Raw genomic sequence first — 25,403 nt, forward strand, 5'->3', positions numbered from 1 at the left:
GGGCCGCACATGATTCAGCATCTCGGCCGCCCGCGCAAGCATCGGGCTTGCACGGGCGGTATCGGCGGATGTCACTTCTTGAGCGGGTAGGTGAGTTCTTTCTGATTGGTGTCGACGACGAAAACGGCGAGCAGACGAGCGGGTTTGGTCTCGCTGTCGTTGGCGCTGACGCCGTGACGATCGCCCGGCATTTCGGAGAAACTCTCTCCGGCATGATAGACCTTGACCGGGCCGTCATTCACCTGGCTGCGGATCGCTCCTTCGAGCACGGTGGCATAGATGAACGCGGTGTCGGGATGGGTGTGGCCTTCGGAGAAGCCGCCCGGACCGTATTCGACCAGCACGCCCTTGATGCTCTTGCCCGGCACGTTGGGTAGCTCGTGCTCATAGACGAGAGTGACCTTCGAGGCCTTGTTTGCATCGTGGCTGCCGGCGCCAGCGCTGGTGGCTGCGATGCAGGCGAGGGCGGCGGCGAGGAATGATGTTCTGATCATCGGAATCTCCATGGGATCGTGGTGCGCAGGGCGCGCATGGCCCCTGGCAAGATCACTTCGGCTGCGCGGTCTTTGCGAACCATTGCTCGAAGGTGATCGAGCCGAGCCGCGGGTTGTTGTCGGAAACGAGCGACTGGTCGTTGAGCCTGGCGCCGAAATATTTTGCTTCGGCATCAGCCTCGACGGTGCGCGGATCCTTCATGGCCTTCAGATATCTGGCGACGAGCTCGCTCAGGCGCGCCCGTTCCGGACCTGATATCTCGATCGTCGCGTTGGCGGGCGGTGAGAGCGCCACATCCGCCATGACATCGGCGACGTCGTCCGATACGATCGGCTGCACATAGGCCGGCGACAGGCGAACCGTCTGGCCGACAGTGCCCGATTGGGCGATGCCGCCGAGGAATTCCATGAACTGCGTCGAATGCACGATGGTGTAGGGAATCCCTGACGCCTTGATCAGCTTTTCCTGGGCGAGCTTGCCGCGGAAATAGCCGCTTTCCTGCAGACGCTCGGTGCCGACGACGGACAGCGCGATATGGTGCTTCACGCCGGCCACCTTTTCGGCGGCGAGAAGTTTGCGGCCAGAGGTCTCGAAAAATTCGAGCACGGCCTTGTCTTCGAAGGATGGCGAATTGGCGAGATCGAGCACGACTTCGGCGCCTACGAGCGCGTCGGCCAGTCCTTCTCCCGTGATCGTGTTGACGCCTGAGTTCGGCGATGCGGCTATCACGTCATGTCCCTGCTTGCGCAGGCGTTCGACAGTCTTCGAACCGATGAGGCCGGTTCCGCCGATGACAACGATTTTCATAACAGATCTCCGTTCACTGCCGAGATGCGGCAGCGTTAAAATTGAATCTTCTCAACGAATTGCGAAGCTTAGTTCAGTCCTGCCTTGTCGAGGCCGTAAGCCTTGTCGGCCGAGCCGGGCACGGTCTTGAAGCCGACATTGACCCGGTTCCAGGCATTGATGGCCATGACGACGAAGGTCAGGTCCGAGATTTCCTTCTCCGAAAGCTGGCCGCGAACCCGTTCGTAGATCTCCTCGGGAACGCCGCCTTCCGGCAGCTTGGTCAGGGCTTCGGTCCAGGCAAGGGCGGCGCGCTCGCGGGGAAGGAACAGGTTCGATTCCCGCCAGATGGCAACGTGGTGGATCCGTAATTCGCTCTCGCCATAGATCTTCGCCTGCTTCACATGCATGTCGAGGCAAAAGCCGCATCCATTGATCTGCGAAGCGCGGATCTCGATGAGAGCCTGCAGCTTTTCGTCGATCACGCTGTTCTTCAGCGCCATGCTGAATTCCATGAATTTCTTGAAAAGCTCGGGGGACTGCTGGGCGTAGTTCAATCGCTGGGTCATTTCGTTTCTCCTCTAATTAAGGATACAAAATATCCTTATAGATATAAGATATCCTTAATTGCTGGACTGTAAAGCCATTCTCGCTTAGTCTGGCTGCATAAAGCCTATGCGCAAAAGTATGAGGGGGCGGGGATGGATATCGTATCGGCATTGCGGACCTTTCTGCGCGTCGTGGAGACGGGCTCGTTCTCGGCGGCGGCGCATGATCTTGACGTGACGCAGCCGGCGGTCTCGCGGCAGGTCGCGGCCCTTGAGGGGCATTTCAACACCCGCCTGCTGCATCGCACGACGAGTGGCCTCTCGCTGACGGCGGAGGGTGAACGGATGCTGCCGATGGCGATGAGGATTCTCGAGGCGGTGGAGGAGCTTGGCGATGCCGCCGGACCGGACGGAGCCATGGCCTCCGGAAAGGTCAGGCTCAGCGTTCCAGCGCCACTCGGCCTCTCTCTCAGCGATCGGCTGGGCGATCTTCTTGCAGCCCATCCGAAACTCTCGGTGGAACTGATGTTCCGGGAACAAAGCTCCGACATGATCGAGGAGCGCCTCGACCTCGAGGTGCGTCTGGGCTTCGTCGCAGACAGCAGCCTCGTTTGCCGGCGGATCGGCTGGACGACGGCCTTCCTCGTCGCCTCGCCCGCCTATCTCGCCCGCAAGGCGCCGCCGCGGACGCCGAAGGACATCAAGGACCATGAATGCCTCTGCTACAGCAGGGCCGGCGATGCCTGTTCATGGTCGTTTTCGAACGGCTCGGAAGACATATCCGTCAGGATCTCGCCGCGGCTGACGGCGTGCAGCGCCGTCGCCATTCACAGGGCGGCCCTTGCCGGCGCGGGCTTGGCGGTGCTCTCCCACATCATCGCCGTGCCGGATATCGCCGCGGGTCGGCTGATCCCCGTCATGAACGACTTTCAACCGACCCGGCTGCCCATTTATGTCGTCTATCCCTCCCGCAGAAACATACCGCTGCGGGTCAAGACGGTTCTGGACTTTCTGACTGATGCCATCGGGCAGGATCCGTCGATGTCAGCAAGCGGAGCGGATCGGCGGTGGGAGGGATGATTGTCGGCCGGGCGGATTTGGCGTCATCGGCCTTGCCGCGTCAGTTTCCGCCTTGCCTAACGCCCGCGAATCCTGCCAAGTCGTGCAATCATGCAATTTGCGCCGCAACAAGACGAAGCCCTCAAGGCTGTTTCGAAATGGCTGAATGAAGGGCGCTCGCCGCTCTTTCGCCTGTTCGGCTATGCCGGAACGGGAAAGACGACGCTTGCCAAGCACTTCGCCGAGAATGTCGACGGCGACGTGTTGTTTGCCGCTTTCACCGGCAAGGCCGCGCAGGTGCTGCGCTCGCGCGGCGCCTCCAACGCCCGGACGATCCATTCGCTGATCTACCGGCCGCGCGGCGAGGAGGCGGTGGAGGACGAGGAAACCGGCAAGACGTCGATCGCGCCGATGTTTTCGATCAACCGGCAAAGCCCGGTCGCCAAGGCTGCACTGATCATCGTTGATGAATGCTCGATGGTCGACGAGGCGCTCGGCAAGGATCTGATGAGCTTCGGCACACCGATCCTGGTGCTCGGCGATCCCGGCCAGCTGCCGCCGGTCAGCGGCGGCGGTTACTTCACCAATCAGGACCCGGATTACCTGCTCACCGACATTCACCGCCAGGCGCGCGACAATCCGATCATCAAGCTTGCCATGCAGGTGCGTGAAGGCAATGAGGTGATGTATGGCGATTACGGCACGGCCAAGGTGATCTCGAAGAACGAGGTGACGCAGGATCTGGTGATGCAGGCCGACCAAGTACTCGTCGGCACCAACCGGACGCGCCGCCGCTACAATCAGCGCCTGCGCGAGCTGAAAGGCTTCAATGCCGATTATCCGCAGACCGGCGACAAGCTTGTCTGCCTGCGGAACGATCCGGCCAAGGGCCTGCTCAACGGCTCGCTCTGGCAGGTGATGACCTCGTCGAAGGAAACGATGAAGCCCGGCATCAATCTGCTGGTCCGCCCCGAGGACGACGACATGGACCGCGGCGCTGCCAAGATCAAGCTGCTGAAGCAGGCCTTCGAAGATGTCGAGGGCGAGATCCCCTGGAACACCCGCAAGCGCTACGACGAGTTCGACTATGGCTATGCGCTCACCGTGCACAAGGCGCAGGGTTCGCAATGGAACGATGTCGTGCTGTTCGATGAGAGCTGGGCGTTTCGCGACACGCGGGAGCGCTGGCTCTATACCGCGATTACGCGCGCGGCGGAGACGCTGACGATCGTCCGTTGACGGTTGGCGGGCAGGAGACGGTGGCGGCCGTCGGGTGTGTTCAGGCCTGCACGATGCCGAGCAGAACCGCCTTGGCGATGGCCTGAAAGCGGTTGTTGGCGCGGAATTTCAGGATGATCCCGGCCTCGAGATCCTTGGTCTCGTCATGTTTCAGGTCGAGCGCCCGGGCGATGCGCTGGGTGGAATAGCCTTCCGCCATCAGTTCCAGGCAACGCCGCTCCTGTGGACTCAGGCTGGCGCTGTCCTGATTGTCGTTCAACGGCGGCTCCTCGATGCTGCCGTCGTAATCCAGGAGGTCGCCGACCTGTTGGAGCTGGCGGTGCAGCGTCGACATCTCGGCGGTCAGCTCGCGCTTGCGTACCTGCAGGGCCTCGCGGAACATTGCCTCGGCCGATTCCTGCGAATCGGCGCTGCGAAGCTCGTCCATCAATTCCTGGATGACGGCGATCGCCATGCCCGTCTCACGGCAAACGGTGATGACGGCCATGCGCATCACGTCGTCCTGCCCGTAGACCCGCATCAGGCCGATGCGATTGGCCGAAATCAAGCCCTTCTCTTCGTAGAAATGCAGTGTCCTGTGTGTCACCCCGAATGCATTGGCCATATCGGCGATGGGCACGGGACCATCAGGTAGATCCGGCGGCAGCGCGGCTGAAGGCAGGAACCGATATTTCGATCGGGCCTCCGAAGCGATACCGGCGGTGGCAAACAGGCGTTTGGAACCGTCTGGCATGAACCCTCCTAGGGCATGTTGTTGCACCTCATGCGGATTTGCCAGTTGCTTCCCATGCGCGGCGAGTGGGGTTTCCTCTAAGCGTTCTTCTCAGTGGGAAAGAAGCAGTACGCGGCGTACTCTACGCGATACGATGTCCACGTTATGCGTGAACGATCTTTTTTATAAGTGCTAAAAATAATCTCTTTTAAATGGGATAGCAACTTTACCGGCATATTTTGCCGGGTTCTTGGGTGTGTCGCACAAAAACATGTGCTGCACTGCGGAATCTCGCGGTCCTCTTCAAGGGTGACGGGATTTACTATCTGCGGTACGCGTGCGGCAAATGCTCAGCGCAATTTCGGTGTCCATCAGCGATTGGCATCGCATCCATTTGTGAATCTCGTTGGCCATCACGGAGCACATGGCTTAAAAGCAGGGCCTCCCATTTTCATGACCGATGGATTTCGCCATGCCCGCCAAGCTCTCCGTGAACCTCAACGCCATCGCCATGCTGCGCAACCGGCGCGATCTGCCGTGGCCAAGCGTCGAAGCGCTCGGGCGGATCGCACTCGCCTCCGGCGCCAGCGGCCTGACGGTGCATCCGCGCCCCGACCAGCGGCACATCCGCTTTTCCGACCTTCCCGTGATCCGCAACCTGATCGACGACGAATTTCCCAAGGCCGAATTCAATATCGAGGGCTATCCCACCGAGGAATTCTTCGAACTTTGCGCCGGGGCCGCCCCCGAGCAGGTGACGCTGGTGCCCGACGATCCCGCGCAGGCGACCTCCGATCACGGCTGGGATTTCCGCAAGCATCAGGCGTTTTTGACCGATGCCGTCGCGCGGCTGAAGAGAATGGGATGCCGGGTGTCGCTGTTTGCCGATGGCGACGGGGATGTGGAAGCGGTCGAGATCGCCAAGGCGGTCGGCGCCGACCGGATCGAACTCTACACCGGCCCCTATGGCGGCTGTTACGGCGCGCCGGAACGGGCGGCCCCGATCCTCGAAGCACTCGGACGGACGGCGGATGCGGCCCTTGCAATCGGCCTTGCCGTCAATGCCGGCCATGATCTGACAGTTGAAAACCTGCCAGCGCTGGTGAAACGCATTCCCGCGCTTGCTGAAGTCTCGATCGGCCACGGGCTGACCGCCGATGCGCTGGAATACGGCATGGCGGAAACGGTACGGCGCTTTTGCCGGGCCTGCGGGCAGGCAGTTTGATCGGGGCGTTGACTTCAACGCTTTGACTGGAAGCGGGTTATTACGCTTCTGACTGTGAGTCACACAGTGCGTTTTGAAGCAAGAGTCTCCCGCGCCCAAGGACCTGGGCGCGCTGGATTCCTGTGCCTGTCACAGGAATCCAGCCACGGAGCGCCCTGGCCGTACGTGACTCATCTGCCCTGATGAGGGATCCAGAATCGGAGTTCGCTCATCCCTGCGACTAGCGCAGGAACACAGCTAAAGGCTTCAATGGCCTCCGGCATTGCCTGACGCCGTCAGGGCCGCCTTGTGTTCCACGAAGAAATCCTTCAGCGGCTGTGGTTGTTTGCCGGTCAGCTTGGTGAAGTCTTCGGTGACGATCGCGAAGTTGCCGGCGCGGATGTTGGCGTCGGCCGAAACCAGCATGTCGGCGACGAAGCCGGGAAGACCCGCGCCGCGGATGCCCTGGCCGAGCTGTTCGTCATTGACGTCGACGACTTCGAGCGGCTTACCGGCGGCTTCGGAGACGATGGCGGCGATCTGCCGGTTGTTCAGCAATTGCGCGCCGGTTAGCGTATAGGTGGCGCTCTCGGCGGTGCCGGAGGCAAGGGCTGCGGCGATGGCCAGCGCGCAGTCGTCACGCGAGATGGTCGAGATCTTGCCGTCGCCGGTGGCGCTGTACCATTTGCCGCCCTGCAGGTTGTGCGGCATGCCGTGCAGGTAATTGTCGTGATACCAGGCGTCGCGGATGATCGTGTAAGCGATGCCGCTTGCCTTGATGGCGTTCTCGCTGCCGAGATGATCGGGCGCGAAGGAAACGAGCGAATTGTCCGGCGCCGGCATCGAGGTGTAGGCGATGTGCTTGACGCCGGCTTTGACGGCCGCTGCAACGGCGCCCTTGTGCTGGGCGAGACGCTTGCCGGGCGTGTCGAGCGCGTCGGTGCTGATGATCAGCAGGCGGTCGATGCCGGCAAAAGCCTCTTCCAGGCCTGCCACATCGTCGAAATCGGCCTTGCGGGTGAGAACGCCATTCTTTTCCAGCTCAGCGAGCTTTTGCGGGCTGCGCGTTGCCGCGACGATGCTGCCGGGCGCGACCCTGTAGGTCTCGATGAGGTGATGGATGACACGCTGGCCGAGCTGCCCGGCAGCGCCGGTGACCAGGATGGTTTCGCTCATAGGTCGTTTCCTTCTATGTTTTGGTGGCGGTCTCAAAAAGAGAGTTACACTAGAATAGGAATTGACTTGGCGGTGTAAAGGAGGCAGTTTTTCGGCTCTACGTTACCAAAAAGGAACCAGCAGATGACCGGCGCGGTCCTCAGTCTGAAGAACAGAATGCCGGGGATGCGGCGCGAGATCGATCTCGCCAGTCTCGATTTTTCGAATTGCCCGGTCAGGGACATGATGCAGCAAATCGGCGGCAAATGGTCGACGCTGCTGCTCGAAGTGCTGGCGGCTCGGCCCTGTCGCTTCGGCGAGCTGCGGCGGATGCTCCCCGATATCTCGCAGCGCATGTTGACGCAGACACTACGTGACCTGCAGAGGGACGGGTATATCCATCGCGAAGTGTTCCCGACCAAGCCGCCGAGCGTCGAATATTCGATGACCGAACTCGGACGCTCGCTCTACCAGCCACTGTCGCAGCTGCTGAACTGGGCGGAGGCAAACCACGATGCCGTTCGCGCCGCCCGTTCGCATTTTGATTCCACCGACAAATAGGCTGGCTTCCTACCGGCCGCGCCCTTCCATCAGGAACAGCAGGAAGGCCAGCGCCGGGAAGCAGAAGCCGATCCAGGCTGTCATCGTCCAGCCGCCGGTCGCATAGGCCCAGCCGCCGAGCGCCGAGCCGAGCGCGCCGCCGGCAAAGAAGGTCGCCATGAACAGGCCGTTGAGCCGGCTGCGGTGTTCCGGGTTCAGGGCATAAATGGCGCGCTGGCCGCAGACCAGATTGGTCGTCACGCCGAAATCGAGAAGGATCGCCGCGGCCGTCAAAAGCAGCAGAGCGGTGAGCGAACCGTCCGTGGCGAAATGGCTGATCAGGAAGGAAGCCATGCCGAGCAGCATGGCAATCGTCGAGGCGATCCTCGTCATGCCGCGGTCGGCAAGCCGGCCGGCGATCGGCGAGGCGATGGCGCCGGCAGCGCCTGCAAGAGCAAAGACAGCGATGCCGTTCTGTGTCAGGCCGAAAACCGGGCTTGCAAGCAGCAGCGGCGTCGTCGTCCAGAACAGGCTGAAGGCGCCGAACATACCGGCCTGGTAGAGTGCCCGGCGCTGCAGCACGCGCGAGGTCAGCGCCAGATGACCCATGGAGGCGAGCAACTCGCCATAGCGCAGCTTCGTCTTCGGCAGCCGAACCGGCAGGTTGAAGCGCAGCACGACGGCAAGCACGATCATCAGCGCCGCGGTGAGGTAATAGACCACATGCCAGGAGGAAGCTTCGGCGACGAAGCTTGCAAAGGGGCGAGCCAGCATGATGCCGCAGAGCAGGCCGCTCATGACATTGCCGACGACCTGACCGCGCGTTGCATCCGGCGCCATGTTGGCGGCGAAGGGAACCAGGACCTGAACTGCCACCGACGAAAGACCGATGCAGAGCGAGGCGATGAGGAAGGCCGTCGGCGTCGACGACAGCGCCGCGCCGATCAGCGCAACGGCGGAGACGGCGATCAGCAGCAACACCAGACGGCGATTTTCGGTGAGGTCGCCGAGAGGCACGATCAGCAACAGGCCGAGCCCGTAGCCGATCTGCGTCAGCGTGACGATCAGGCCGGTGGCGGCAGGCGTGAAGCCAAGATCGGCGCTGATCGGGCCGGCAAGCGGCTGGCCGTAATAGAGATTGGCGGCCACCAGCCCGCAGGCGGCGGCGAAAAGGAAGGTTAGCCAGGGGGATAGCGCCCTGGGAATGGCCTTATCCGGCGTGGTGGCTGAAATGCTCATCGGGAACTCCGGTATTCAAAGATTGAAAGGAATGATTTCAAATGGTCTTGCCGCCGGCCACCCGCTTCCGGCTGTGCAACAGCTTGCCGCTCCTCCGAGAGAATGGCTTGCCTTTCTCCGGGGGATGTCAGGTCACCAACTTCATCGCGGCTTCGGCGACGGCCGCCATTTCTTCACCGCTGCGCTCCACCTTGCCGATGACGCGCATGCCTTTGGTGAGGCAGAGAAGCGCAAGCGCGGTCGCTGATATATCGAGGTCTGCAGAAATCGAGCCGTCGGACTGGCCGAGGCGGATCAGATCGGCCAGCAGTGTCTCGTCGGTCATGAAGGCGGCGGCGACACGTTCGGCCGCTTCGCTGTCGAAGAGAGCGAGATCGCCGGCGCTGCCGACCACCAGGCAGCCACGCCTGCCGGTTTCGCCGTGGGAGGAGGCCGCAAAGAAGGCGATCAGCGCATGCAGCTTATCCCGGCCGGTCTCTGCCTTGGCGAGTTCGGCATCGAGCATGCCACGGCGCACGGCGCGGTAGCGGTCGAACGTTGCAAGGAAGATGCCACGCTTATCGCCGAACGCCTTGTAGACACTGCCGGCGGCAAGACCCATGGCCTCGGTCAGTTCGCTGATCGAGGCGGCGTGATACCCGCGCTCGGAAAAGACGCGTAGGGCAGCGTCGAGCGCTGCCTCCACGTCGAATTCGCGCGGCCGGCCGCGGCCCCTGGTCTTTTCTTGATGTTCAATGGTCGCCGTATTCATGGCATCTAATTAGGAAATGTTCGTTTCCAAATCAAGCGAAACTTTTGCGACGCAGCAAATCACAGAGCCAGAACCCAGTTCTGGCCGTTCGCCTCGGGGCCGAACATGCGGTGTCTCTCCTCGGAGACAAGCAGGAAGCCGGCCTTGATATAGATGGCGCGGGCGGTCTCCAGCATGTCGTTGGTCCAGAGCGAGAGTTCGCGGTAGCCCTTCTGTCTGGAGAAGCGGATGCATTCGTCGACCAGCATCTTGCCGAGCCCGAGGCCGCGGGCTGATTTGTCGACATAGAGCAGACGGAGCTTGGCGATGCCGTCGCCGCCATTGGTGACGAGGGCCGAGCCGACATTGACGCCGCCGCGCTCGGCGATCCAGCAATATTCCTTGGCCGGATCGAAATTGGCGAGGAATTTCCCGGCAACTTCGGCGACCAGCGCTTCGAAGCGCAGGTCCCAGCCATACTCCTCGGCGTAGAAACGGCCCTGGCTCTGAACGATCCAGCCGATATCGCCGGCGCGATGGGCGCGGATGACGGCCGGTGCGGGTTTGGCCGTAGGGTCGAGGAGGGCGCGGATGGTGTGCATGGCCGAGACTGCCGCCTCCGGCTCGCCGGCCGCGAGATTGTCGAAACGGGCGGCGATCTGCGCATTGGCGCGCCGGCCGAGTTCTTCGAACTGCTCACGTCCCCGGTCGGTGACAATGATGACCTGGCTGCGCAGATCGGCCGGATCCGGACTGGTCTCGATCAGTCCCTCTGCGCGGAAACGCTTGAGGATACGGCTGAGATAGGCCGGGTCGAGATGCAGGTCGCGGACCAGCGCCACGGCGCTGACACCGTCATGCGAGCCGATCTCGAAGAGGATGCGGGCATCCGTCAGCGTGAATGCGGTGTCGAGATAGGCCTTGTTCAGGAGGCCGAGGAAGTTCGTATAGAAGCGGTTGAAATCGCGCGCGGTTTCGATGAGGGCGATATCGGACACGGCAAAGATCTCCAGATGGAAACCTTGTCAGACTGCTGACAAGTCGGCCCACTCATCTTTCGTTTATCCTCGGCACAAGGCCGAGGATAACGCCGAGGAGAGAACGAGCCTTGTCAACAACTCAAGAATCTCCAAATAGAGATCTTGTCCTGTATTTAATGGACTGAGTCAACTAATTTGGCAATCCGAAGCGAGACACTTTCAGGCCGCTTCCTCTTCCGCGATCTCGTCCGCGCCAAGCGCGAAATCGACTGCCGCTCGCGCATGAATCGCCGTGGTGTCGAAGCCGGGCAGCGGCAGATGGTCGGGATCGAGGATCAGGCAGATCTCGGTGCAGCCGAGGATGATGCTGTCGGCGCCGTTGTCGATGGCGCGTGATATGACCGCCATGAGCTTGTCGCGTGAGCTGTCGAGTACCTTGCCGGCGCAGAGTTCATTGAAAATGATGTCGTGCACGGTGGTGCGGTCGCCGGCATCGGGAACCATGATGTCGAGACCGAGGTTTTTCATGCGGTCGCTGTAGAAGCCGTGTTCCATCGTGTAGCGGGTCGCAAGCAGCAACGGGCGCTTCCGGCCGCCGGCATGCAGCGATTTCGCCGTCTCGTCGATGATGTGGATCAGCGGCACGGAGATCTTCTTGGCAACCTCGTCGGCAATCAGATGCATGGTGTTGGTGCAGATGAGGATGCAGCCGGCGCCAGCAATCTGCAGGCGCAAAGCCACGTCGGCAAGGCGACGGGCGGCCATATCCCAGGCGCCGGCCTTCTGAAGGGCGACGATCTCCTCGAAGTTCACCGAATGCAGGATGAGTTCGGCCGAGGCAAGGCCACCCTTGCGGTCTCGCACCATCTCGTTGACGAGACGGTAATAGACCGCCGAACTTTCGAAACTCATGCCGCCGATCAGGCCGATCGTTTCCATGTCTTCACGCTCTCCATGATTCTGAACTTTCGAAAATGATGCCGTAATCCCGGCGCGGTGTGTTTGCGTTATTTGTTTCCATGGTGGGATATGTGCTATAATTTTGCGCCATTTGATGAAATCGTGCAAATATTGGGCGGAGGATACATGCTTGATGATCGCGACAGGCGCATTCTCGACATGCTGCAAAAGGATGCAGGCATATCCGTGACCGATCTTGCGGAGCGCGTGGCGCTTTCGGTGTCGGCCTGTTCGCGGCGTATCCAGCGGCTGGAAGAAAGCGGCCATATCGCCCGGCGCATCTTCGTGCTCGACCGGGAGAAAATGGGCGTGCCGACGACGGTCTTCGCTCTCGTCAAGACGGCTCACCATTCCGACGAATGGACGGAAAGCTTTCGCCGGATCATCGGCGACATTCCCGAGATCGTCGAGGCGCACCGACTGACCGGCAATCACGATTACATTCTGAAGATCGTGCTGCCGCGCGTCGAGCATTACGACGTGATCTACAAGCAGATCGTGCGCAAGCTCGAACTCTTCGACGTCTCGGCGTCGATCTCGATGGAAGAATTGAAACATGGAATGGCAATACCGGTGGGCTACGCCCGGTGAAAAATCATTTGAAGGGGCATGACAGTATGAGCGATAGCGATATTCGTAGCTTTCTCATGCCGGGGGAAAAGCTTCTTTGGTCAGGGCGTCCCGGACAAGGATTTCTTTTGACATCGCGGGATGTCCTCCTCGTTCCGTTCTCGCTTTTGTGGGGCGGCTTTGCGATCTTCTGGGAAATTACTGCCATCAGCACGGAAACGCCGGTATTCACAAAATTATGGGGTATTCCGTTCGTACTCATGGGCCTTTACCTAATGGCCGGACGCTTTTTCGTCGATGCGGCTGCCCGGGCTCGGACGGAATATGTACTGACCAACAGACGTGTGATCATTCGCAGAAGCGGGCTCTTTCGACATTTGTCCACCAACCAGCTCGAACTCCTGCCGTCGATCAGTCTTGAAGAGGGCAGCCGCGGCAAGGGTACGATCAAATTCTGCGTGCCGTCCAACAGGAGGATGAGCGGCTGGACGCCAAGTCTGGCCAACGAACCTCAGCTTCTGGGGATCGAGGATGCGCGACACGTTTACAGCCTCCTGGAAACAGCAAGGTCGGATTGCACCAGCAGCCGATAATTCGCAGTGCCATCGATAGGGATTAATGTGTCTCTATAAGGAACGTTTTTGGACATATTGCGTTCACCTTTGGTTCAGGAGGAGGGGAAGATATTTCCCTCACTTGGAGGAGCAGAGGAGAACAGTCATGAGAAAGCTGACCGTCGCCGCGTTGTGCTTGATCATAGGTGCCCCCGGCATCACGCCGGCTCAAGCGTTTCCGGCTATCAACCCACCCAGGATCGAAGCGCAGCAGCAGATAGAGCATGTGCAATGGCGTGGCCGAGGCGGCCACTGGGGTGGCGGCCATTACCGAGGCGGCTATTACAGAGGTTACCACCATAACCATGGAGCGGACTGGGGCTGGGCCTTGGGTGGCCTAGCCGTCGGCACCATCATTGGCGGCGCATTGGCACAGCCCTATTACGGCTCGTATTACGGTTCACCCTACGGCTATTACGGCTCGCCCTACCGCTATTACGGTTCGCCGTATCGCTATTATGGCCGGCCCTATCGGGCCTATGCGTCGTCTGGCTATTATGGACGGGGTGGCAACCACGAGAGTTGGTGCTATGCGCGTTATCGGTCGTACAGGGCGTTCGACAATACCTTCCAGCCCTATCATGGACCCCGTCGCCAGTGCGTCGGTCCCTATTGATTGCTGCGCCGTGAACTGTTCCGGGCCGACTACCCGTTCGAACGCTATGTCTGTGTCGCACCTCGACCGAGGCTCTGGGCAGTTATAATTCTGCCCGACGTCCGCTTCACAAGCGTCGCCGGGTTGGATTGCAGGAGTTGCCGATAATCTCGGCGCTAAAGCGCGCCGCGATCGGACTCGTTTGTCGCGCTTTGGTCTAGGCCTTTCAATTCCAGCATGTCGTTCTCGCAAAACCGCTGCACACTTTTGCGCGACATGCTCTTTCGACTGCGGGTGACGCAGGGGAGACATGCCGAAACGGCGGTTGCAACCTTTGCGGCGAGGGCCACATTGGCTTTCAGCGAAATGGCGCAGAAGGGGCAGGTCATGGGCGATCATCATGTCGTCGTTGTCGGCGGCGGTTTTGGCGGGTTGCAACTCGTCAACGGTTTGAAAGGCGCTGGCGTCAAGATCACGCTCGTTGACCGGCGCAACCATCATCTCTTCCAGCCGCTGCTCTATCAGGTGGCGACGACCATTCTCTCCACCTCGGAAATCGCCTGGCCAATCCGCCGGCTCTATGCCGACCGGCCTGACGTGACGGTTCTGCTCGGCGAGGTCACAGGCGTCGACAGCGGCACAAAGACTGTTTCCCTCCGTAACGGCATGACTCTTGGTTACGATACGCTGGTGCTGGCGACCGGGGCGACGCATGCCTATTTCGGCCATGATGAATGGGAGCCGGTGGCGCCGGGCCTGAAGACGTTGGAGGATGCGACGACGATCCGCCGGCGCGTGCTGCTTGCCTTCGAGAGGGCGGAGATGGAGGCCGATCCAACCGTGCGCGATGCGCTTCTGACCTTCACCATCGTCGGGGCCGGGCCGACCGGTGTCGAGCTGGCCGGCATCATTGCCGAACTCGCGCATTTCACGCTGCCCAAGGAATTCCGCAACATCGATACGCGCAAGACCCGCGTCGTGCTGGTCGAGGCTGGTCCGCGGGTGCTGCCAACCTTCGCCGAAGAGCTTTCGGCCTATGCCCAGAAGGCGCTGGAGAAACTCGGGGTCGAGATCCATCTCGGCAGGCCGGTGACGGAATGCAATGCCGACGGCGTGAAGATCGGCGACACCTTCGTTGCCAGCCGGACGATCGTCTGGGCAGCCGGCGTCACCGCCTCGCCGGCGGCACGGTGGCTCGGCGTTGCGGCCGACCGGGCAGGGCGCGTCGTGGTCGAGAAGGATCTGAGCGCGCCGGGGCTACCCGACGTCTTCGTCGTCGGCGATACCGCATCGGTGATGCGCGAGGACGGGAAGCCGGTGCCGGGCATCGCGCCTGCCGCCAAGCAGCAGGGCGGCTACGTCGCCAAGGTGATCCGTGCCCGTCTGTCCGGCAAGCCGGCACCGGCGCCCTTCCGCTACTGGCACCAGGGCAGCCTCGCCACGATCGGCAAGAGTGCGGCCATCATCGATTTCGGCCGGATCAAGCTGAAGGGCTGGATCGCCTGGTGGATCTGGGGTCTTGCCCATATCTACTTCCTGATCGGCACCCGCTCGCGCTTCTCCGTCGCCTGGAGTTGGTTGTGGATCTATCTGAGTGGCCAGCACAGCGCCCGGCTGATCACCCAGAAAGAAACGATGCGAGAGGAGGAGTAGGCCTCCTTTGCCCGTGAAAGCTGTCCGGGAATGCGTCGTCTCTCCTGCCTCATTCTGAGGTGCACCCGGAGGGCCTCGAAGGATCGGGGACGGCCACCGGCGCTTCACCCAGCGACATCTGCATGCAGCATGCACCGCTTAGCCACCCGCCCTCGTGGTTCGAGACGGCCCTGCGTTTGTCGCTGCAATCGATCACTGGATCGATTGCTTCGCTCCTCACCCTCACCATGAGGGCTGATTGTCGTGCCCTGCGGCACACATGTCGGAGCCTTTAGACAACGCGATACGCCCAAGCTTGACACATCTCCCCGCACACCCTTAGCATTCCATCCGCGTCTCCCAACCACCGGGAGGTGCGCATCCAGCCGTAGCAACGGGTAGAGGTTCCAATGCGCCGATTCACTTCTCACGAAAATCACATTCGAAATTCTGAGAAGTTGGTGGTTCATGCGCACTTTGAATCTGGGCATTCTCGCCCATGTAGATGCAGGCAAGACTAGCCTTACCGAAAGACTGCTTTTTGACGCCGGCGTCATCGACAAGCTCGGCAGCGTCGATACCGGCAATACACAGACGGACACTCTCGAACTCGAACGACTACGCGGCATCACGATCAGGGCGGCGGTGGTGTCGTTTGCGATCGGCGACAGGATCGTCAATCTCATCGACACGCCCGGCCACCCGGATTTCATCGCCGAGGTCGAGCGGGTGCTGGGATTGCTGGATGCCGCGGTCGTCGTCGTTTCGGCGGTCGAAGGCGTGCAGGCCCAGACACGGGTGTTGGTGCGAGCGCTGCGGCGGCTTGGCGTTCCCTTCATCTTCTTCGTCAACAAGGTCGATCGTCTTGGGGCCCGATATCAGGAGGTGGTGGAGGCCCTAGCCGCGCAGCTGGCGGTCCGCCCCATCGCCATGTCGTCGGTCATCGATGCCGGAGCCAAGCTTGCCCGGGTGGAGACGCTCGCGCCGGGAGACGAGCCGCTTTTCACGCCGCTCTGCGAGGCACTGGCAGAAAACGACGAGGCCCTGCTTGCCGATTATATCCTTGCTCCCGGTCGCCTGAGCGAGGAAAGGCTTGGGCGCTGCCTGGCAGAGCAGGTGGCGAGCGGCCTCGTCCATCCGGTCTTCGCGGGCGCAGCGATGACCGGTGTCGGCATCCCCGCCCTGGCATCGGCCATTGCGACGATCTTGCCCGGCCGGTGCTCCAATCCGGATGGCCCGGTCGCGGGCAAGATCTTCAAGATCGAACGCGGCTGGGGTGGGGAAAAGCTCGCCTATATCTACCTCGCCTCAGGCACGGTGCGGCTTCGGCAATATCTGGACCTGCCCAGAGGCCCGGAACGGGTGACTGCGATCCACCTGTTTGAGGCCGGCCGGATCGAAGGCGCCGAGAGACTTCGCGCAGGGCAGATTGCCCGCGTCGCCGGCCTTGCCGGCGCCCGGATCGGGGATGCGGTGGGCGGAGATCCCGCGGGCGGGCGGGCTCACTTTGCGCCGCCGACGCTCGAAACCCGGGTTCTTGCGCGGCGGCCTTCCGACAAGGCGGCGCTCTGGCTGGCGCTGAACCAGATGGCCGAACAGGATCCCTTGATCAATTTGCGCCGCAACGAGGAGACGGACGAAGTCTTCGTTTCACTCTACGGCGAGGTGCAGAAGGACGTTATCCAATCGACCCTGCTGACGGATTTCGGACTTGAGGCAAAGTTCGAGGAAAGCACCGTCATCCTGGTCGAGAGGCCAGTCGGGACCGGGGCCGGCCTGCAGATCCTCTTCAAGGAGCCCAATCCCTTCCTGGCAACCGTCGGCCTGCGCGTCGAACCATGCCCTCCCGGGGCGGGCAACAGCTTTGCGCTCGAAGTGGATGTCGGCCAGATGCCCATCGCCTTTTATCGAGCGGTCGAGGAGACCGTGTTCGAAGCGCTGAAACAGGGGATTTTCGGCTGGCAGGTCATCGATTGCCACGTGGCGATGACGGCGGCCCGGCACAGTTCGCCTGCAAGCACCGCCGCCGATTTCCGGCAGTTGACGCCATGGGTGCTGGCAACGGCGCTATCGGCCGCGCGGACCGTGCTCTGCGAGCCAATCGACCGCTTTTATCTCGAAACGCCCGCGGAAAATTTGAGCGGCGTGGTCACCCTGCTTGCAAAATCGGCAGCAACGACGACGGATTCGGTCATTGCCGATGGCGTCGCCCGGCTCGAGGGTACCATGGCGTCTCAGATGGTCCGCGGTGTCCAGCAGCACTTGCCGGGCCTGACGAGCGGGGCGGGGACCATGGAAAGCAGCTTCGATCATTATGCCCCAGTGGCTGGCCCGCCGCGCTCGCGCCCGCGATCAGGTCCTGATCCGTTCAACGGCGTCGAATATCTGCTGCGCCTGCATCGACTTGCCGGAGGCATATCGTGACATCCGAGTGTCGCATTTGATCGTGGGTGGCAGACGGTGCGGCTGCGCCCAAGGGCGGAGATCTTGACAGCACCGCCACAGTTGAAATCGCCCGACATTGAAAAAGGCGGCCCCCGAAGGAGCCGCCTCTCGTTTTCTTATGCTGCCAGCGAGGCGATGTCGATGACGAAGCGGTAGCGGACGTCGCTCTTCAGGACGCGTTCATAAGCTTCGTTGACCTGCTGGATGTTGATCTTCTCGATCTCGGAGACGATGTTGTGCTTGCCACAGAAGTCGAGCATTTCCTGGGTTTCCTTGATCGAGCCGATCATCGAGCCGGAAATACTCTTGCGGCCGGGGATGATCGAGAAGGCGTGCACGGGGATCGGATTCTCAGGCGCGCCGACCACCACGAAGGAACCATCCACCTTCAGAAGGCCGAGATAGGCATTCCAGTCGATTTCGGCGCTGACGGTGCAGATGACCAGGTCGAAAGTGCCGGCGAGCTTCTTGAAGGTTTCCGGGTCGTTGGTGGCATAATATTCCTTGGCGCCGAGCTTCAGCCCATCTTCCTTCTTGGAAAGGCTCTGGGAAAGAACGGTGATATCGGCGCCCATGGCCGCACCCAGCTTGACGCCCATATGGCCGAGGCCGCCCATGCCGACGATCGCGACCTTCTTGCCGGGGCCGGCATTCCAGTGGCGCAGCGGCGAATAAAGCGTGATGCCGGCGCAGAGCAGCGGCGCGGAGGCATCGAGCGGAAGGTTGTCCGGGATGGACATGACATAGCCTTCCTTGACGACGATCGAGTCGGAATAGCCGCCCTGGGTGCGTGTCTTGCCGTCGGCTTCGAAATCATTGTAGGTGCCGCTGAGACCCGGCATATACTGTTCGCGATCGAGGTCGCGCTCGGCGCAGCCGATACAGGAATCGACGAAGCAGCCGACGCCGACGCGGTCGCCGACCTTGAACTTGGTCACGGCGGAACCGACGGCCGAGACGATGCCGGCGATCTCATGGCCCGGCACGATCGGATAGACGGCGTTCTTCCATTCGTTGCGGACAGTGTGGATGTCCGAATGGCAGATGCCGGCAAACTTGATGTCGATCACGACGTCATCGGGGTTGGGGTTGCGGCGTTCGAAGGTGAAAGGGGTCAGCGGTTTGGAAGCGTCGGTTGCGGCGTAGCCTCTTGCAATAGGCATGGGAACCTTCCTTTTCGATTGTGGTAGGGGTTGAACGGGATGGCGGACTATTGCCCGTAACTGCGTGAGAGGGTTAGAGCGATCCTCTCAGCTTTTTGCACGATCCTGCAAAAGTGAGGCGCCGGCCTGTTTGCGAAATGGCGAAGGCACTCTAGATAAGGGCGGTATCACCGGCGTCAGCCAGTTGACAGAAAGAGTTGCCGCATGACTTTGCCCTTCAGCCCCTATCAGGAAATTGTCGACATCGCGATGCGCTTCGCGCCTGGCGACGGCGAGTTCTCAACTGATATCGGCAATCTTCACGTCAGCCGTCGGTCCAAGCCAAGCGATCCGCTTCACAGCAGCTACCGGCCCTGTTTTGCCTTTGTGCTGCAGGGGGCCAAGAGCCTGCGCCTCGGCACCGAACTTATCAGCTACGGGACAGGAGACTATCTGCTGACCTCGCTCGACCTGCCGGTCGCCTGGCAGGTCACCGAGGCAAGCCCTGAAGTGCCGCATCTCTGCCTGGGGCTGGCAATCGATTCCGAAAAGCTGCTTGAGCTTTTGAGCCGTATCGATATTCCGCGTCCGGCGGCCCATACCGACGGGCAGCGCGGGATGGCGGTGAACGTCGCTCCGCCGGAGCTCCTGGATGCCGCCGTCCGCCTGCTGCGCTTGCTCGATCGTCCAGGCGACATTCCTGCCATGGCGCCGCTGATCGAGCAGGAAATCCTCTACCGGGTGCTGACCGGGCCGGATGGCGCGCGGCTGATCAACATCGCCACAGCAGACAGCCACAGCAACAGGATCGCCCGCGCCGTCGCATGGCTGAAGGAGAATTTCGCGCGGCCGCTGCGCATCGAAGATCTTGCCGTCCGCGTCAGCATGAGCGTGTCGTCCTTCCATCATCACTTCAAATCGGTCACGGCGATGACGCCGGTGCAATATCAGAAGCAGCTTCGCCTGCACGAGGCGCGTCGCCTGATGCTGGTGGAGCGCCTCGATGCCGGTACGGCCGGCCACCGCGTGGGCTATCAAAGCCCGTCGCAGTTCAGCCGCGAATACAGTCGCCTCTACGGCGCTTCGCCGGCGCGCGATATCGATGGCGCGCGCGAGGTCATGGCGGCGGAGTAGTCTGTCGCGCATCCCGGGCATCCGATCATTAAAGGAAGTTTGACATTTCGTGGCTAGTCTGGCGCCAACCATCCAGCAGGCCCGAAGTCCGTATGACGCAAGAACCATTTCTGTCCATCGTCGCGCCTTGTCATAACGAGGAAGAGGGCCTCCGCGAATTCTGCCGCCGAGCCGTCGCAGCTGCTCGGAGCGTTGCTGGGGATGCCTTCGAGCTCATTCTCGTCGATGACGGCTCGTCCGACCGCACCTGGGAGATCATTTCCGAATTGGCGGCTGATGTGCCGCAAGTGCTCGGCGTTCGTCTTCTTCGCAATCACGGCCACCAATTGGCATCGACGGCGGGTCTCTCCGCGTCGCGGGGCGAGCGTGTGCTACTGATCGACGCTGATCTTCAGGATCCGCCCGAACTGCTTTTGATGATGATGCCGATCATGGAGCGTGGCGCCGACGTCGTTTATGGTCAGCGCACGCGCCGCGAGGGTGAAACCTGGTTCAAGCTTGCCTCGGCTTCGCTTTTCTATCGTGCGCTGTCCAGGCTCGCCTCGGTGACCATTCCGCGCGATACCGGCGATTTCCGGCTGATGAGCCGGCGCGTCGTCGATATCCTGCTGGCGATGCCGGAGCGCGATCGCTTTATCCGTGGCATGGTCAGCTGGATCGGCGGCAGGCAGGTTGCTCTCCCTTACGAGCGTGACGCCCGTTTTGCCGGCGCGACGAAATATCCGCTGCGCAAGATGATCAATTTTGCGCTCGATGCGATCACCAGCTTTTCGACGACGCCGCTGCGTATAGCCACATGGCTTGGCATGATCAGCGCCTGCGTCGCGATCTCGTTGCTCGTCTACACCTTCGTTCGCTGGCTGGAAGGCGAAACGGTTACCGGCTGGTCGTCGATCATGGCCGCCGTCAGCGCCTTCAGCGCCATCCAGCTGATCTGTATCGGCATCATCGGCGAATATCTCGGCCGTCTCGTGCAGGAGAGCAAGAAGCGGCCGATGTTCATGATCGAGACGATCCTGCGCGGCGGCGAACACGCCGAGCTGCCGACTGCTTTTCCGGAGATGAACGCCAGCGATAAGCGCGCCGCACTCGATGTCGCCTTTACATCCGGGGAGTTTCCGCGAGCGCAAAAGAGCAGTCGGATCGGATAATGGACCAGATCGACACGCCTGCTGTGGTCGCAGGCGAGCCTCAGGGATTGGCCGCCAGACAGGATTCCACCATTGCGGTCGCCGCTTTCGTCGCGCTTGCCGCGGCGCTGGTGGTGCTGTTTCGTTTTCCGCCGGTTCTCGATTACCCCAATCACTACGCCCGGATATGGCTCCTTTCGGGCGGCATCGGCGAGCAGCCGTTTCCTGAGATTTATGCGGTCGATTGGAGCCGCACCTTCACCAATGTCGGGATCGACATTCTCGCCACCTGGCTGGGACCGCTTGTCGGCGCCGACAGGCTTGCGCGGACTTTGCTTTTCCTGGCGATCGTGCTGCCGCCGCTCGGCGCGATCGGCTTGCATCGCGCGCTTTTCGGCGGCCGGCACCACTGGCAGACCGCCATGCTGTCGCTCGGCTGGTGCGCCACCATGATCGGCGGCTTCATCAATTTCCAGATCGGCCTCGGCATGGCGCTCTTCTTCGCCTGCGTCGACCTCCGGCTGCAGGGCAAAAATCCCGCGCTGGTTTTTGCCTGCCGGCTCGCCGCTTCGCTGCTGCTGACGGTGATGCACATCTTCTCGCTCGGCTTCTATATGGCGATCGTCTGCGGCCTCGAATTTTCGTGGCGCATCGACATACTGCGATCGAAGGCGGGTCTCACGAGGCTCGTCGGCCGGTTGGCGTTGGCGATTGGCGCCTGCGTCTTGCCACCGCTCGCGCTCTACCTTCACACGGCATCTTTGCCCAACGCCGGTGGCAACGGCCTTGGGCTTGCATGGAACGACAGCGTCGTCCTGATCGTCCTCAATCTGCTCTCCGCCATCACGACCTATGTCCCGGTGGTGGATGTCTTACTGGTTCTGCCGCTGATCCTCATCTGCACACGTGCCGCACGAGCGGGCGACATCCGCATGCATGCGGGGCTTGCCGTCGCCGCTGGCGGTCTGCTGCTGCTCTCCTGTATTTCGCCTCGCCACATGCTCGGCACCGGATGGATCAGTTGGCGCTTTCCGATCATGACGGCGCTCGTCGCCATGGCGATGGTATGCCCCTTCGCCAATCTCCCGCGCCGGCAGGCGCTGTTGCTTTCGCTCGTCATCAATCTTGCGGTCTTCGGCCGTACCGGCTGGATCGGCTGGAACTGGTGGCTGGCGCAAAAGGATGTTGCCGCTGTCGAGAGCGTGCTGAAAAGGGTGCCGGCCGGTGCAGCCGTGCTACCACTTGGGCATGAACCTGAGACAGTGAGCTACCTTGCCCACTCCAACCGGCATTTTTTCTGGGGACTGGATACTTTCCGGCATCTGCCGACGCTTGCCGTGCCCGTCTCGCATGCTTTCGTGCCGACGCTCTTCACCGCAAAAGGCAAGCAGCCACTTTCCGTTCTGTCGCCCTGGTCTGAGATCGCGGTTCCAGAGGGCAATCTGCTGTCGGTGGGTGTGCTTTCATGCCCGACAATGTTGCAGCAATATCGAGACTTCACGCCCTATCTGTCGGATTGGCGCAGTCGTTTCGATTTCGTCCTGGTCGCCAATGCCGATATTCTCGATCGCTATGTCGGCACCTTCATGCCGTCGGGCCTGACGGTCATCGAGGATGCCGGTTTCGCGAAGCTTTACGCGATCGATAAGACGATGCCGGCAGAGCCTTTGGCTATCCCGGCGGGTTGCGCCACGGCGTTATAAGCCGCGGCTCATCAGCCGGGGAATTTCAGCGCCTTGTCGGCACGGCATTTGGCGAGCTTGAGCTGGCGGAAGGAGAGGATTTTCGTGATGCGCTCCTTGCCATCCGTCTCCACACTCATGCAGGCGCAGGCATAGCCGTAATTGCCGTTGGTTCTGACATACTCACGTTCGGAGATGTCGGAGATCAGCTCCATGCCTTCCACCTCGCCGGCATCGTCGCCCTGGGTCATGATCGTCCAGGTGTTTTCCGCATCTTCCAGCCACCAGTTGGCGGGCGTCGGATTTTCAATCCAGCCGCAGCGCGTTTCGGCCGCCTGTGCATTTGCGGCGATGGCAAGGGCTGCGGTGATGACTGCGGCAGCGATCCGGTATTTCATCGGCTTTTCCTCATCGCCAGATTTCAGTTGTTGATCGCGATGATCGCCCAATGGCTTTCCTCGCAGGCGTCGTCATCGCAGACCGCGCCCATCCAGAGGGCGCCACCCGCGAGCATGACGCCGTCGCTATTGACGAAGAGATCCCCGTATTGCTGGCGCCCGACGGCGCGGCGCGTTTCCGGCGTCACCAGATCGTCGAAATTGTCGATGAAATCTTCGGCGCTCTCGACGTCGTAAGTCTCGCCCCTGGCCTCGACCGTCAGCGGGTATTCGGCAAGCCCGGCAATGGTTTCGGCGTCGCCCGAGCGCATCGCCCGAACGAGTTGGCGCAGCGGCCGGTCGAAGCCTGCGGCGTCGCCGTGCAGTTCTTCGATGCGGTTATAGACGTCGCTGTCGGACTGCGCGAGAGCGCTTGAGCCGCCCAGGAAAATTGCTCCGAGCAGGAGAAGAGCTGCAGACAGGCGTGACATCGAAGCCTCCAGGCGCAAACGGGTACCGCGACAATATGCGATCACCAAGGATTCGCGCCTATCCAATTCTGGTGTTTCATCGCGGTTTCCCGTATTAAAAAAATTGATCCGGGCTTCTTGACGATCTGATCGGTTTATCGCATAAACCTCACGAACCGTACCGTACGGTACGTATATGGGAGCTACGACCGTGTCTGTCGATACCGCAGAGCCGAGCGAATTTTCGCCGCGCCAGAACGCCGTTCTGGAGCAGGCGTTGCGGTTGCTCGTCGATGGCGGCGAGAAGGCGCTGACGACCTCGGGTGTGGCGCGTGCCGCCAATTGCTCGAAGGAGAGCCTCTACAAGTGGTTCGGCGATCGCGATGGGTTGTTGTCGGCGATGATCGCCTATCAGGCGAGCAAAGTGCGCACCTTCGAGCGCAACGGCGAGCGACTGACGGCGGCAAGTCTGCACGACCATGTGGTCATTTTCGCGCGTGATCTGCTGGAGGTGCTCGCCGGCGACGTCTCGCTGGCGCTGAACCGGTTGGCGATCGGCCAGTCGAACCGCGACGGCTCGAAGCTCGGCAAGCTGCTGCTCGAGCGCGGCCGCCGCCAGATCGACCGGCGCGCCATGGCGTTGATCGATGCCGGAAAGAGGGCAGGGCTCCTGCGTTTTTCCGATGCCGACGAGGCTTATCACACGCTTTACGGCCTTGTTGTTTCCGATCTGCATGTGCGCATGCTGCTCGGCGAGCCGGGCCTCAAGGATACCGCGCGCCAGGCGGAGAGGGCGGTTACCGCCTTCCTCCGGCTCTACGGCACGGACAAGGTTCTGGTGGAGATGCCGGTTCTCGGTTGATTCCGCTTTAATGACAGTCAACAAGACAAGCAAAGGGAAGGAACTTCAAATGCGCGTCTATTACGATCGTGATGCCGATCTCAACCTCATCAAGGCCAAGAAGGTCGCCATCATCGGCTACGGTTCGCAGGGCCGTGCCCATGCGCTGAACCTCAAGGACAGCGGCGCCCAGAACGTCGTCATCGCGCTCAAGGCCGGTTCGCCGACCGTCAAGAAGGCTGAAGCCGACGGCTTCAAGGTCATGACGGTTGCCGAAGCCGCCGGCTGGGCCGACCTGATGATGATGGCAACGCCCGACGAACTGCAGGCCGACATCTACAAGTCGGAAATCGCTGCAAATATCCGCGACGGCGCGGCGATCGCCTTCGCCCACGGCCTCAACGTGCACTTCGGCCTGATCGAGCCGAAGGCCACGGTCGACGTCGTCATGATCGCGCCGAAGGGCCCGGGCCACACGGTTCGCGGCGAATACCAGAAGGGCGGCGGCGTTCCCTGCCTCGTTGCCGTTCACCAGAACGCTTCCGGCAATGCGCTTGAACTCGCTCTCTCCTACGCCTGCGGCGTCGGCGGCGGCCGCTCGGGCATCATCGAAACCAACTTCCGCGAAGAGTGCGAAACCGACCTCTTCGGCGAACAGGTCGTTCTCTGCGGCGGTCTGGTCGAACTCATCCGCGCCGGTTTCGAAACGCTTGTTGAAGCCGGCTACGCGCCTGAAATGGCCTATTTCGAATGCCTGCACGAAGTGAAGCTGATCGTCGACCTGATCTATGAAGGCGGCATCGCCAACATGAACTACTCGATCTCGAACACGGCCGAGTGGGGCGAATATGTCTCCGGTCCGCGCATCATCACCGCTGAGACCAAGGCCGAGATGAAGCGCGTCCTCAAGGACATCCAGACCGGCAAGTTCACTTCCGACTGGATGCAGGAATACCGCGCTGGCGGCTCGCGCTTCAAAGGCATCCGCCGCCTGAACGACAGCCACCAGATCGAGGAAGTCGGCGCCAAGCTGCGCGGCATGATGCCCTGGATCGGCAAGAACAAGCTGGTCGACAAGAGCGTGAACTAAGCGGTTTTCAGACTGTAGGAATCGAGGGCCGGGG

At 61.4% G+C, this 25,403-nt stretch carries 26 protein-coding genes; 14 read left to right on the forward strand and 12 right to left on the reverse strand.

Features of this window, described 5'->3' with window-relative positions:
* Nucleotides 1-71: 71 nt before the first annotated feature.
* The 3 genes from ACMUVN_RS02445 to ACMUVN_RS02455 form a co-directional block, all read right to left on the reverse strand.
* A complete protein-coding gene (locus ACMUVN_RS02445) occupies nucleotides 72-494 on the reverse strand; it encodes a cupin domain-containing protein (RefSeq protein ID WP_132572514.1) in 423 nt (140 codons plus the stop codon).
* A 52-nt stretch (nucleotides 495-546) separates the two neighbouring features.
* Nucleotides 547-1,302, reverse strand: coding sequence for an SDR family oxidoreductase (locus tag ACMUVN_RS02450; RefSeq protein WP_132572511.1), 756 nt, complete (start codon nucleotides 1,300-1,302; stop codon nucleotides 547-549).
* A gap of 68 nt (nucleotides 1,303-1,370) precedes the next feature.
* Nucleotides 1,371-1,850: a carboxymuconolactone decarboxylase family protein gene (locus ACMUVN_RS02455; protein ID WP_047610801.1), complete on the reverse strand. Its 480-nt coding sequence runs from the start codon at nucleotides 1,848-1,850 to the stop codon at nucleotides 1,371-1,373.
* A gap of 132 nt (nucleotides 1,851-1,982) precedes the next feature.
* Here ACMUVN_RS02455 and ACMUVN_RS02460 point away from each other — a divergent pair, with 132 nt between their 5' ends.
* Together ACMUVN_RS02460 and ACMUVN_RS02465 are read left to right on the forward strand one after the other, a co-directional pair.
* Nucleotides 1,983-2,909 (forward strand): LysR family transcriptional regulator, encoded by a 927-nt coding sequence (locus tag ACMUVN_RS02460; RefSeq protein WP_132572508.1) that lies wholly within the window; start codon nucleotides 1,983-1,985, stop codon nucleotides 2,907-2,909.
* A 90-nt stretch (nucleotides 2,910-2,999) separates the two neighbouring features.
* Nucleotides 3,000-4,127 carry an ATP-dependent DNA helicase gene (locus ACMUVN_RS02465; RefSeq protein ID WP_132572505.1) on the forward strand — a complete coding sequence of 376 codons (1,128 nt, stop codon included), beginning with the start codon at nucleotides 3,000-3,002 and terminating at the stop codon, nucleotides 4,125-4,127.
* Between the two features lie 40 nt (nucleotides 4,128-4,167).
* On the opposite strand, the gene ACMUVN_RS02470 is transcribed toward ACMUVN_RS02465, so the two are convergent.
* Complete coding sequence (locus tag ACMUVN_RS02470) at nucleotides 4,168-4,860, reverse strand: MerR family transcriptional regulator (RefSeq protein ID WP_047610796.1); 693 nt, start codon at nucleotides 4,858-4,860, stop codon at nucleotides 4,168-4,170.
* Between the two features lie 451 nt (nucleotides 4,861-5,311).
* Here ACMUVN_RS02470 and ACMUVN_RS02475 point away from each other — a divergent pair, with 451 nt between their 5' ends.
* On the forward strand, nucleotides 5,312-6,064 hold the full coding sequence (locus tag ACMUVN_RS02475) for a pyridoxine 5'-phosphate synthase (RefSeq protein WP_132572502.1): 753 nt from the start codon (nucleotides 5,312-5,314) through the stop codon (nucleotides 6,062-6,064).
* Between the two features lie 246 nt (nucleotides 6,065-6,310).
* Here ACMUVN_RS02475 and ACMUVN_RS02480 read toward each other — a convergent pair whose 3' ends face one another.
* Nucleotides 6,311-7,219, reverse strand: coding sequence for an SDR family oxidoreductase (locus ACMUVN_RS02480; RefSeq protein WP_132572499.1), 909 nt, complete (start codon nucleotides 7,217-7,219; stop codon nucleotides 6,311-6,313).
* 123 nt (nucleotides 7,220-7,342) lie between these two features.
* Here ACMUVN_RS02480 and ACMUVN_RS02485 point away from each other — a divergent pair, with 123 nt between their 5' ends.
* Complete coding sequence (locus ACMUVN_RS02485; protein WP_028757540.1) at nucleotides 7,343-7,759, forward strand: winged helix-turn-helix transcriptional regulator; 417 nt, start codon at nucleotides 7,343-7,345, stop codon at nucleotides 7,757-7,759.
* A gap of 9 nt (nucleotides 7,760-7,768) precedes the next feature.
* On the opposite strand, the gene ACMUVN_RS02490 is transcribed toward ACMUVN_RS02485, so the two are convergent.
* The 4 genes from ACMUVN_RS02490 to ACMUVN_RS02505 form a co-directional block, all read right to left on the reverse strand.
* On the reverse strand, nucleotides 7,769-8,977 hold the full coding sequence (locus tag ACMUVN_RS02490; protein ID WP_132572496.1) for an MFS transporter: 1,209 nt from the start codon (nucleotides 8,975-8,977) through the stop codon (nucleotides 7,769-7,771).
* 127 nt (nucleotides 8,978-9,104) lie between these two features.
* A complete protein-coding gene (locus ACMUVN_RS02495; protein WP_028757542.1) occupies nucleotides 9,105-9,728 on the reverse strand; it encodes a TetR/AcrR family transcriptional regulator in 624 nt (207 codons plus the stop codon).
* A gap of 59 nt (nucleotides 9,729-9,787) precedes the next feature.
* Nucleotides 9,788-10,705, reverse strand: a complete 918-nt coding sequence (locus ACMUVN_RS02500; RefSeq protein WP_028757543.1) for a helix-turn-helix domain-containing GNAT family N-acetyltransferase — start codon at nucleotides 10,703-10,705, stop codon at nucleotides 9,788-9,790.
* 201 nt (nucleotides 10,706-10,906) lie between these two features.
* Nucleotides 10,907-11,626: an aspartate/glutamate racemase family protein gene (locus tag ACMUVN_RS02505; RefSeq protein WP_028757544.1), complete on the reverse strand. Its 720-nt coding sequence runs from the start codon at nucleotides 11,624-11,626 to the stop codon at nucleotides 10,907-10,909.
* Nucleotides 11,627-11,773: 147 nt separating this feature from the next.
* On the opposite strand from ACMUVN_RS02505, the gene ACMUVN_RS02510 reads away from it, so the two are divergent.
* The 5 genes from ACMUVN_RS02510 (at nucleotide 11,774) to ACMUVN_RS02530 (ending at nucleotide 17,482) form a co-directional block, all read left to right on the forward strand.
* Nucleotides 11,774-12,238: an Lrp/AsnC family transcriptional regulator gene (locus ACMUVN_RS02510; protein WP_047610791.1), complete on the forward strand. Its 465-nt coding sequence runs from the start codon at nucleotides 11,774-11,776 to the stop codon at nucleotides 12,236-12,238.
* A gap of 26 nt (nucleotides 12,239-12,264) precedes the next feature.
* Nucleotides 12,265-12,810, forward strand: coding sequence for a PH domain-containing protein (locus ACMUVN_RS02515; RefSeq protein ID WP_132572493.1), 546 nt, complete (start codon nucleotides 12,265-12,267; stop codon nucleotides 12,808-12,810).
* A 127-nt stretch (nucleotides 12,811-12,937) separates the two neighbouring features.
* Nucleotides 12,938-13,447 carry a BA14K family protein gene (locus ACMUVN_RS02520; protein ID WP_080759837.1) on the forward strand — a complete coding sequence of 170 codons (510 nt, stop codon included), beginning with the start codon at nucleotides 12,938-12,940 and terminating at the stop codon, nucleotides 13,445-13,447.
* Between the two features lie 366 nt (nucleotides 13,448-13,813).
* A complete protein-coding gene (locus ACMUVN_RS02525; protein ID WP_028757546.1) occupies nucleotides 13,814-15,079 on the forward strand; it encodes an NAD(P)/FAD-dependent oxidoreductase in 1,266 nt (421 codons plus the stop codon).
* Nucleotides 15,080-15,526: 447 nt separating this feature from the next.
* Nucleotides 15,527-17,482, forward strand: a complete 1,956-nt coding sequence (locus tag ACMUVN_RS02530; protein WP_132572490.1) for an elongation factor G — start codon at nucleotides 15,527-15,529, stop codon at nucleotides 17,480-17,482.
* 137 nt (nucleotides 17,483-17,619) lie between these two features.
* Here ACMUVN_RS02530 and ACMUVN_RS02535 read toward each other — a convergent pair whose 3' ends face one another.
* Nucleotides 17,620-18,666: an NAD(P)-dependent alcohol dehydrogenase gene (locus tag ACMUVN_RS02535; RefSeq protein WP_028757485.1), complete on the reverse strand. Its 1,047-nt coding sequence runs from the start codon at nucleotides 18,664-18,666 to the stop codon at nucleotides 17,620-17,622.
* 204 nt (nucleotides 18,667-18,870) lie between these two features.
* Here ACMUVN_RS02535 and ACMUVN_RS02540 point away from each other — a divergent pair, with 204 nt between their 5' ends.
* The 3 genes from ACMUVN_RS02540 (at nucleotide 18,871) to ACMUVN_RS02550 (ending at nucleotide 22,612) form a co-directional block, all read left to right on the forward strand.
* Nucleotides 18,871-19,779 (forward strand): AraC family transcriptional regulator, encoded by a 909-nt coding sequence (locus ACMUVN_RS02540; protein ID WP_028757486.1) that lies wholly within the window; start codon nucleotides 18,871-18,873, stop codon nucleotides 19,777-19,779.
* A 92-nt stretch (nucleotides 19,780-19,871) separates the two neighbouring features.
* Entirely contained in the window at nucleotides 19,872-20,930 is a 1,059-nt protein-coding gene (locus ACMUVN_RS02545) for a glycosyltransferase family 2 protein (RefSeq protein ID WP_097542188.1), read from the forward strand.
* Nucleotides 20,930-22,612, forward strand: a complete 1,683-nt coding sequence (locus ACMUVN_RS02550; protein ID WP_414814863.1) for a hypothetical protein — start codon at nucleotides 20,930-20,932, stop codon at nucleotides 22,610-22,612. The genes ACMUVN_RS02545 and ACMUVN_RS02550 overlap by 1 nt, the downstream gene beginning before the upstream one ends.
* A gap of 11 nt (nucleotides 22,613-22,623) precedes the next feature.
* Here ACMUVN_RS02550 and ACMUVN_RS02555 read toward each other — a convergent pair whose 3' ends face one another.
* Nucleotides 22,624-22,989 (reverse strand): DUF4087 domain-containing protein, encoded by a 366-nt coding sequence (locus ACMUVN_RS02555; protein ID WP_063474704.1) that lies wholly within the window; start codon nucleotides 22,987-22,989, stop codon nucleotides 22,624-22,626.
* A gap of 23 nt (nucleotides 22,990-23,012) precedes the next feature.
* Nucleotides 23,013-23,459, reverse strand: a complete 447-nt coding sequence (locus tag ACMUVN_RS02560; RefSeq protein ID WP_028757490.1) for a hypothetical protein — start codon at nucleotides 23,457-23,459, stop codon at nucleotides 23,013-23,015.
* Between the two features lie 175 nt (nucleotides 23,460-23,634).
* Between ACMUVN_RS02560 and ACMUVN_RS02565 the strand changes: the two genes are divergently transcribed.
* Nucleotides 23,635-24,300 (forward strand): TetR/AcrR family transcriptional regulator, encoded by a 666-nt coding sequence (locus tag ACMUVN_RS02565; protein ID WP_047614124.1) that lies wholly within the window; start codon nucleotides 23,635-23,637, stop codon nucleotides 24,298-24,300.
* 49 nt (nucleotides 24,301-24,349) lie between these two features.
* Nucleotides 24,350-25,369: a ketol-acid reductoisomerase gene (gene ilvC / locus ACMUVN_RS02570; protein WP_047611747.1), complete on the forward strand. Its 1,020-nt coding sequence runs from the start codon at nucleotides 24,350-24,352 to the stop codon at nucleotides 25,367-25,369.
* Nucleotides 25,370-25,403: the final 34 nt, after the last annotated feature.

Source organism: Rhizobium sp. IY2 (genome assembly GCF_047532935.1).
GTDB lineage: Bacteria > Pseudomonadota > Alphaproteobacteria > Rhizobiales > Rhizobiaceae > Rhizobium > Rhizobium anhuiense.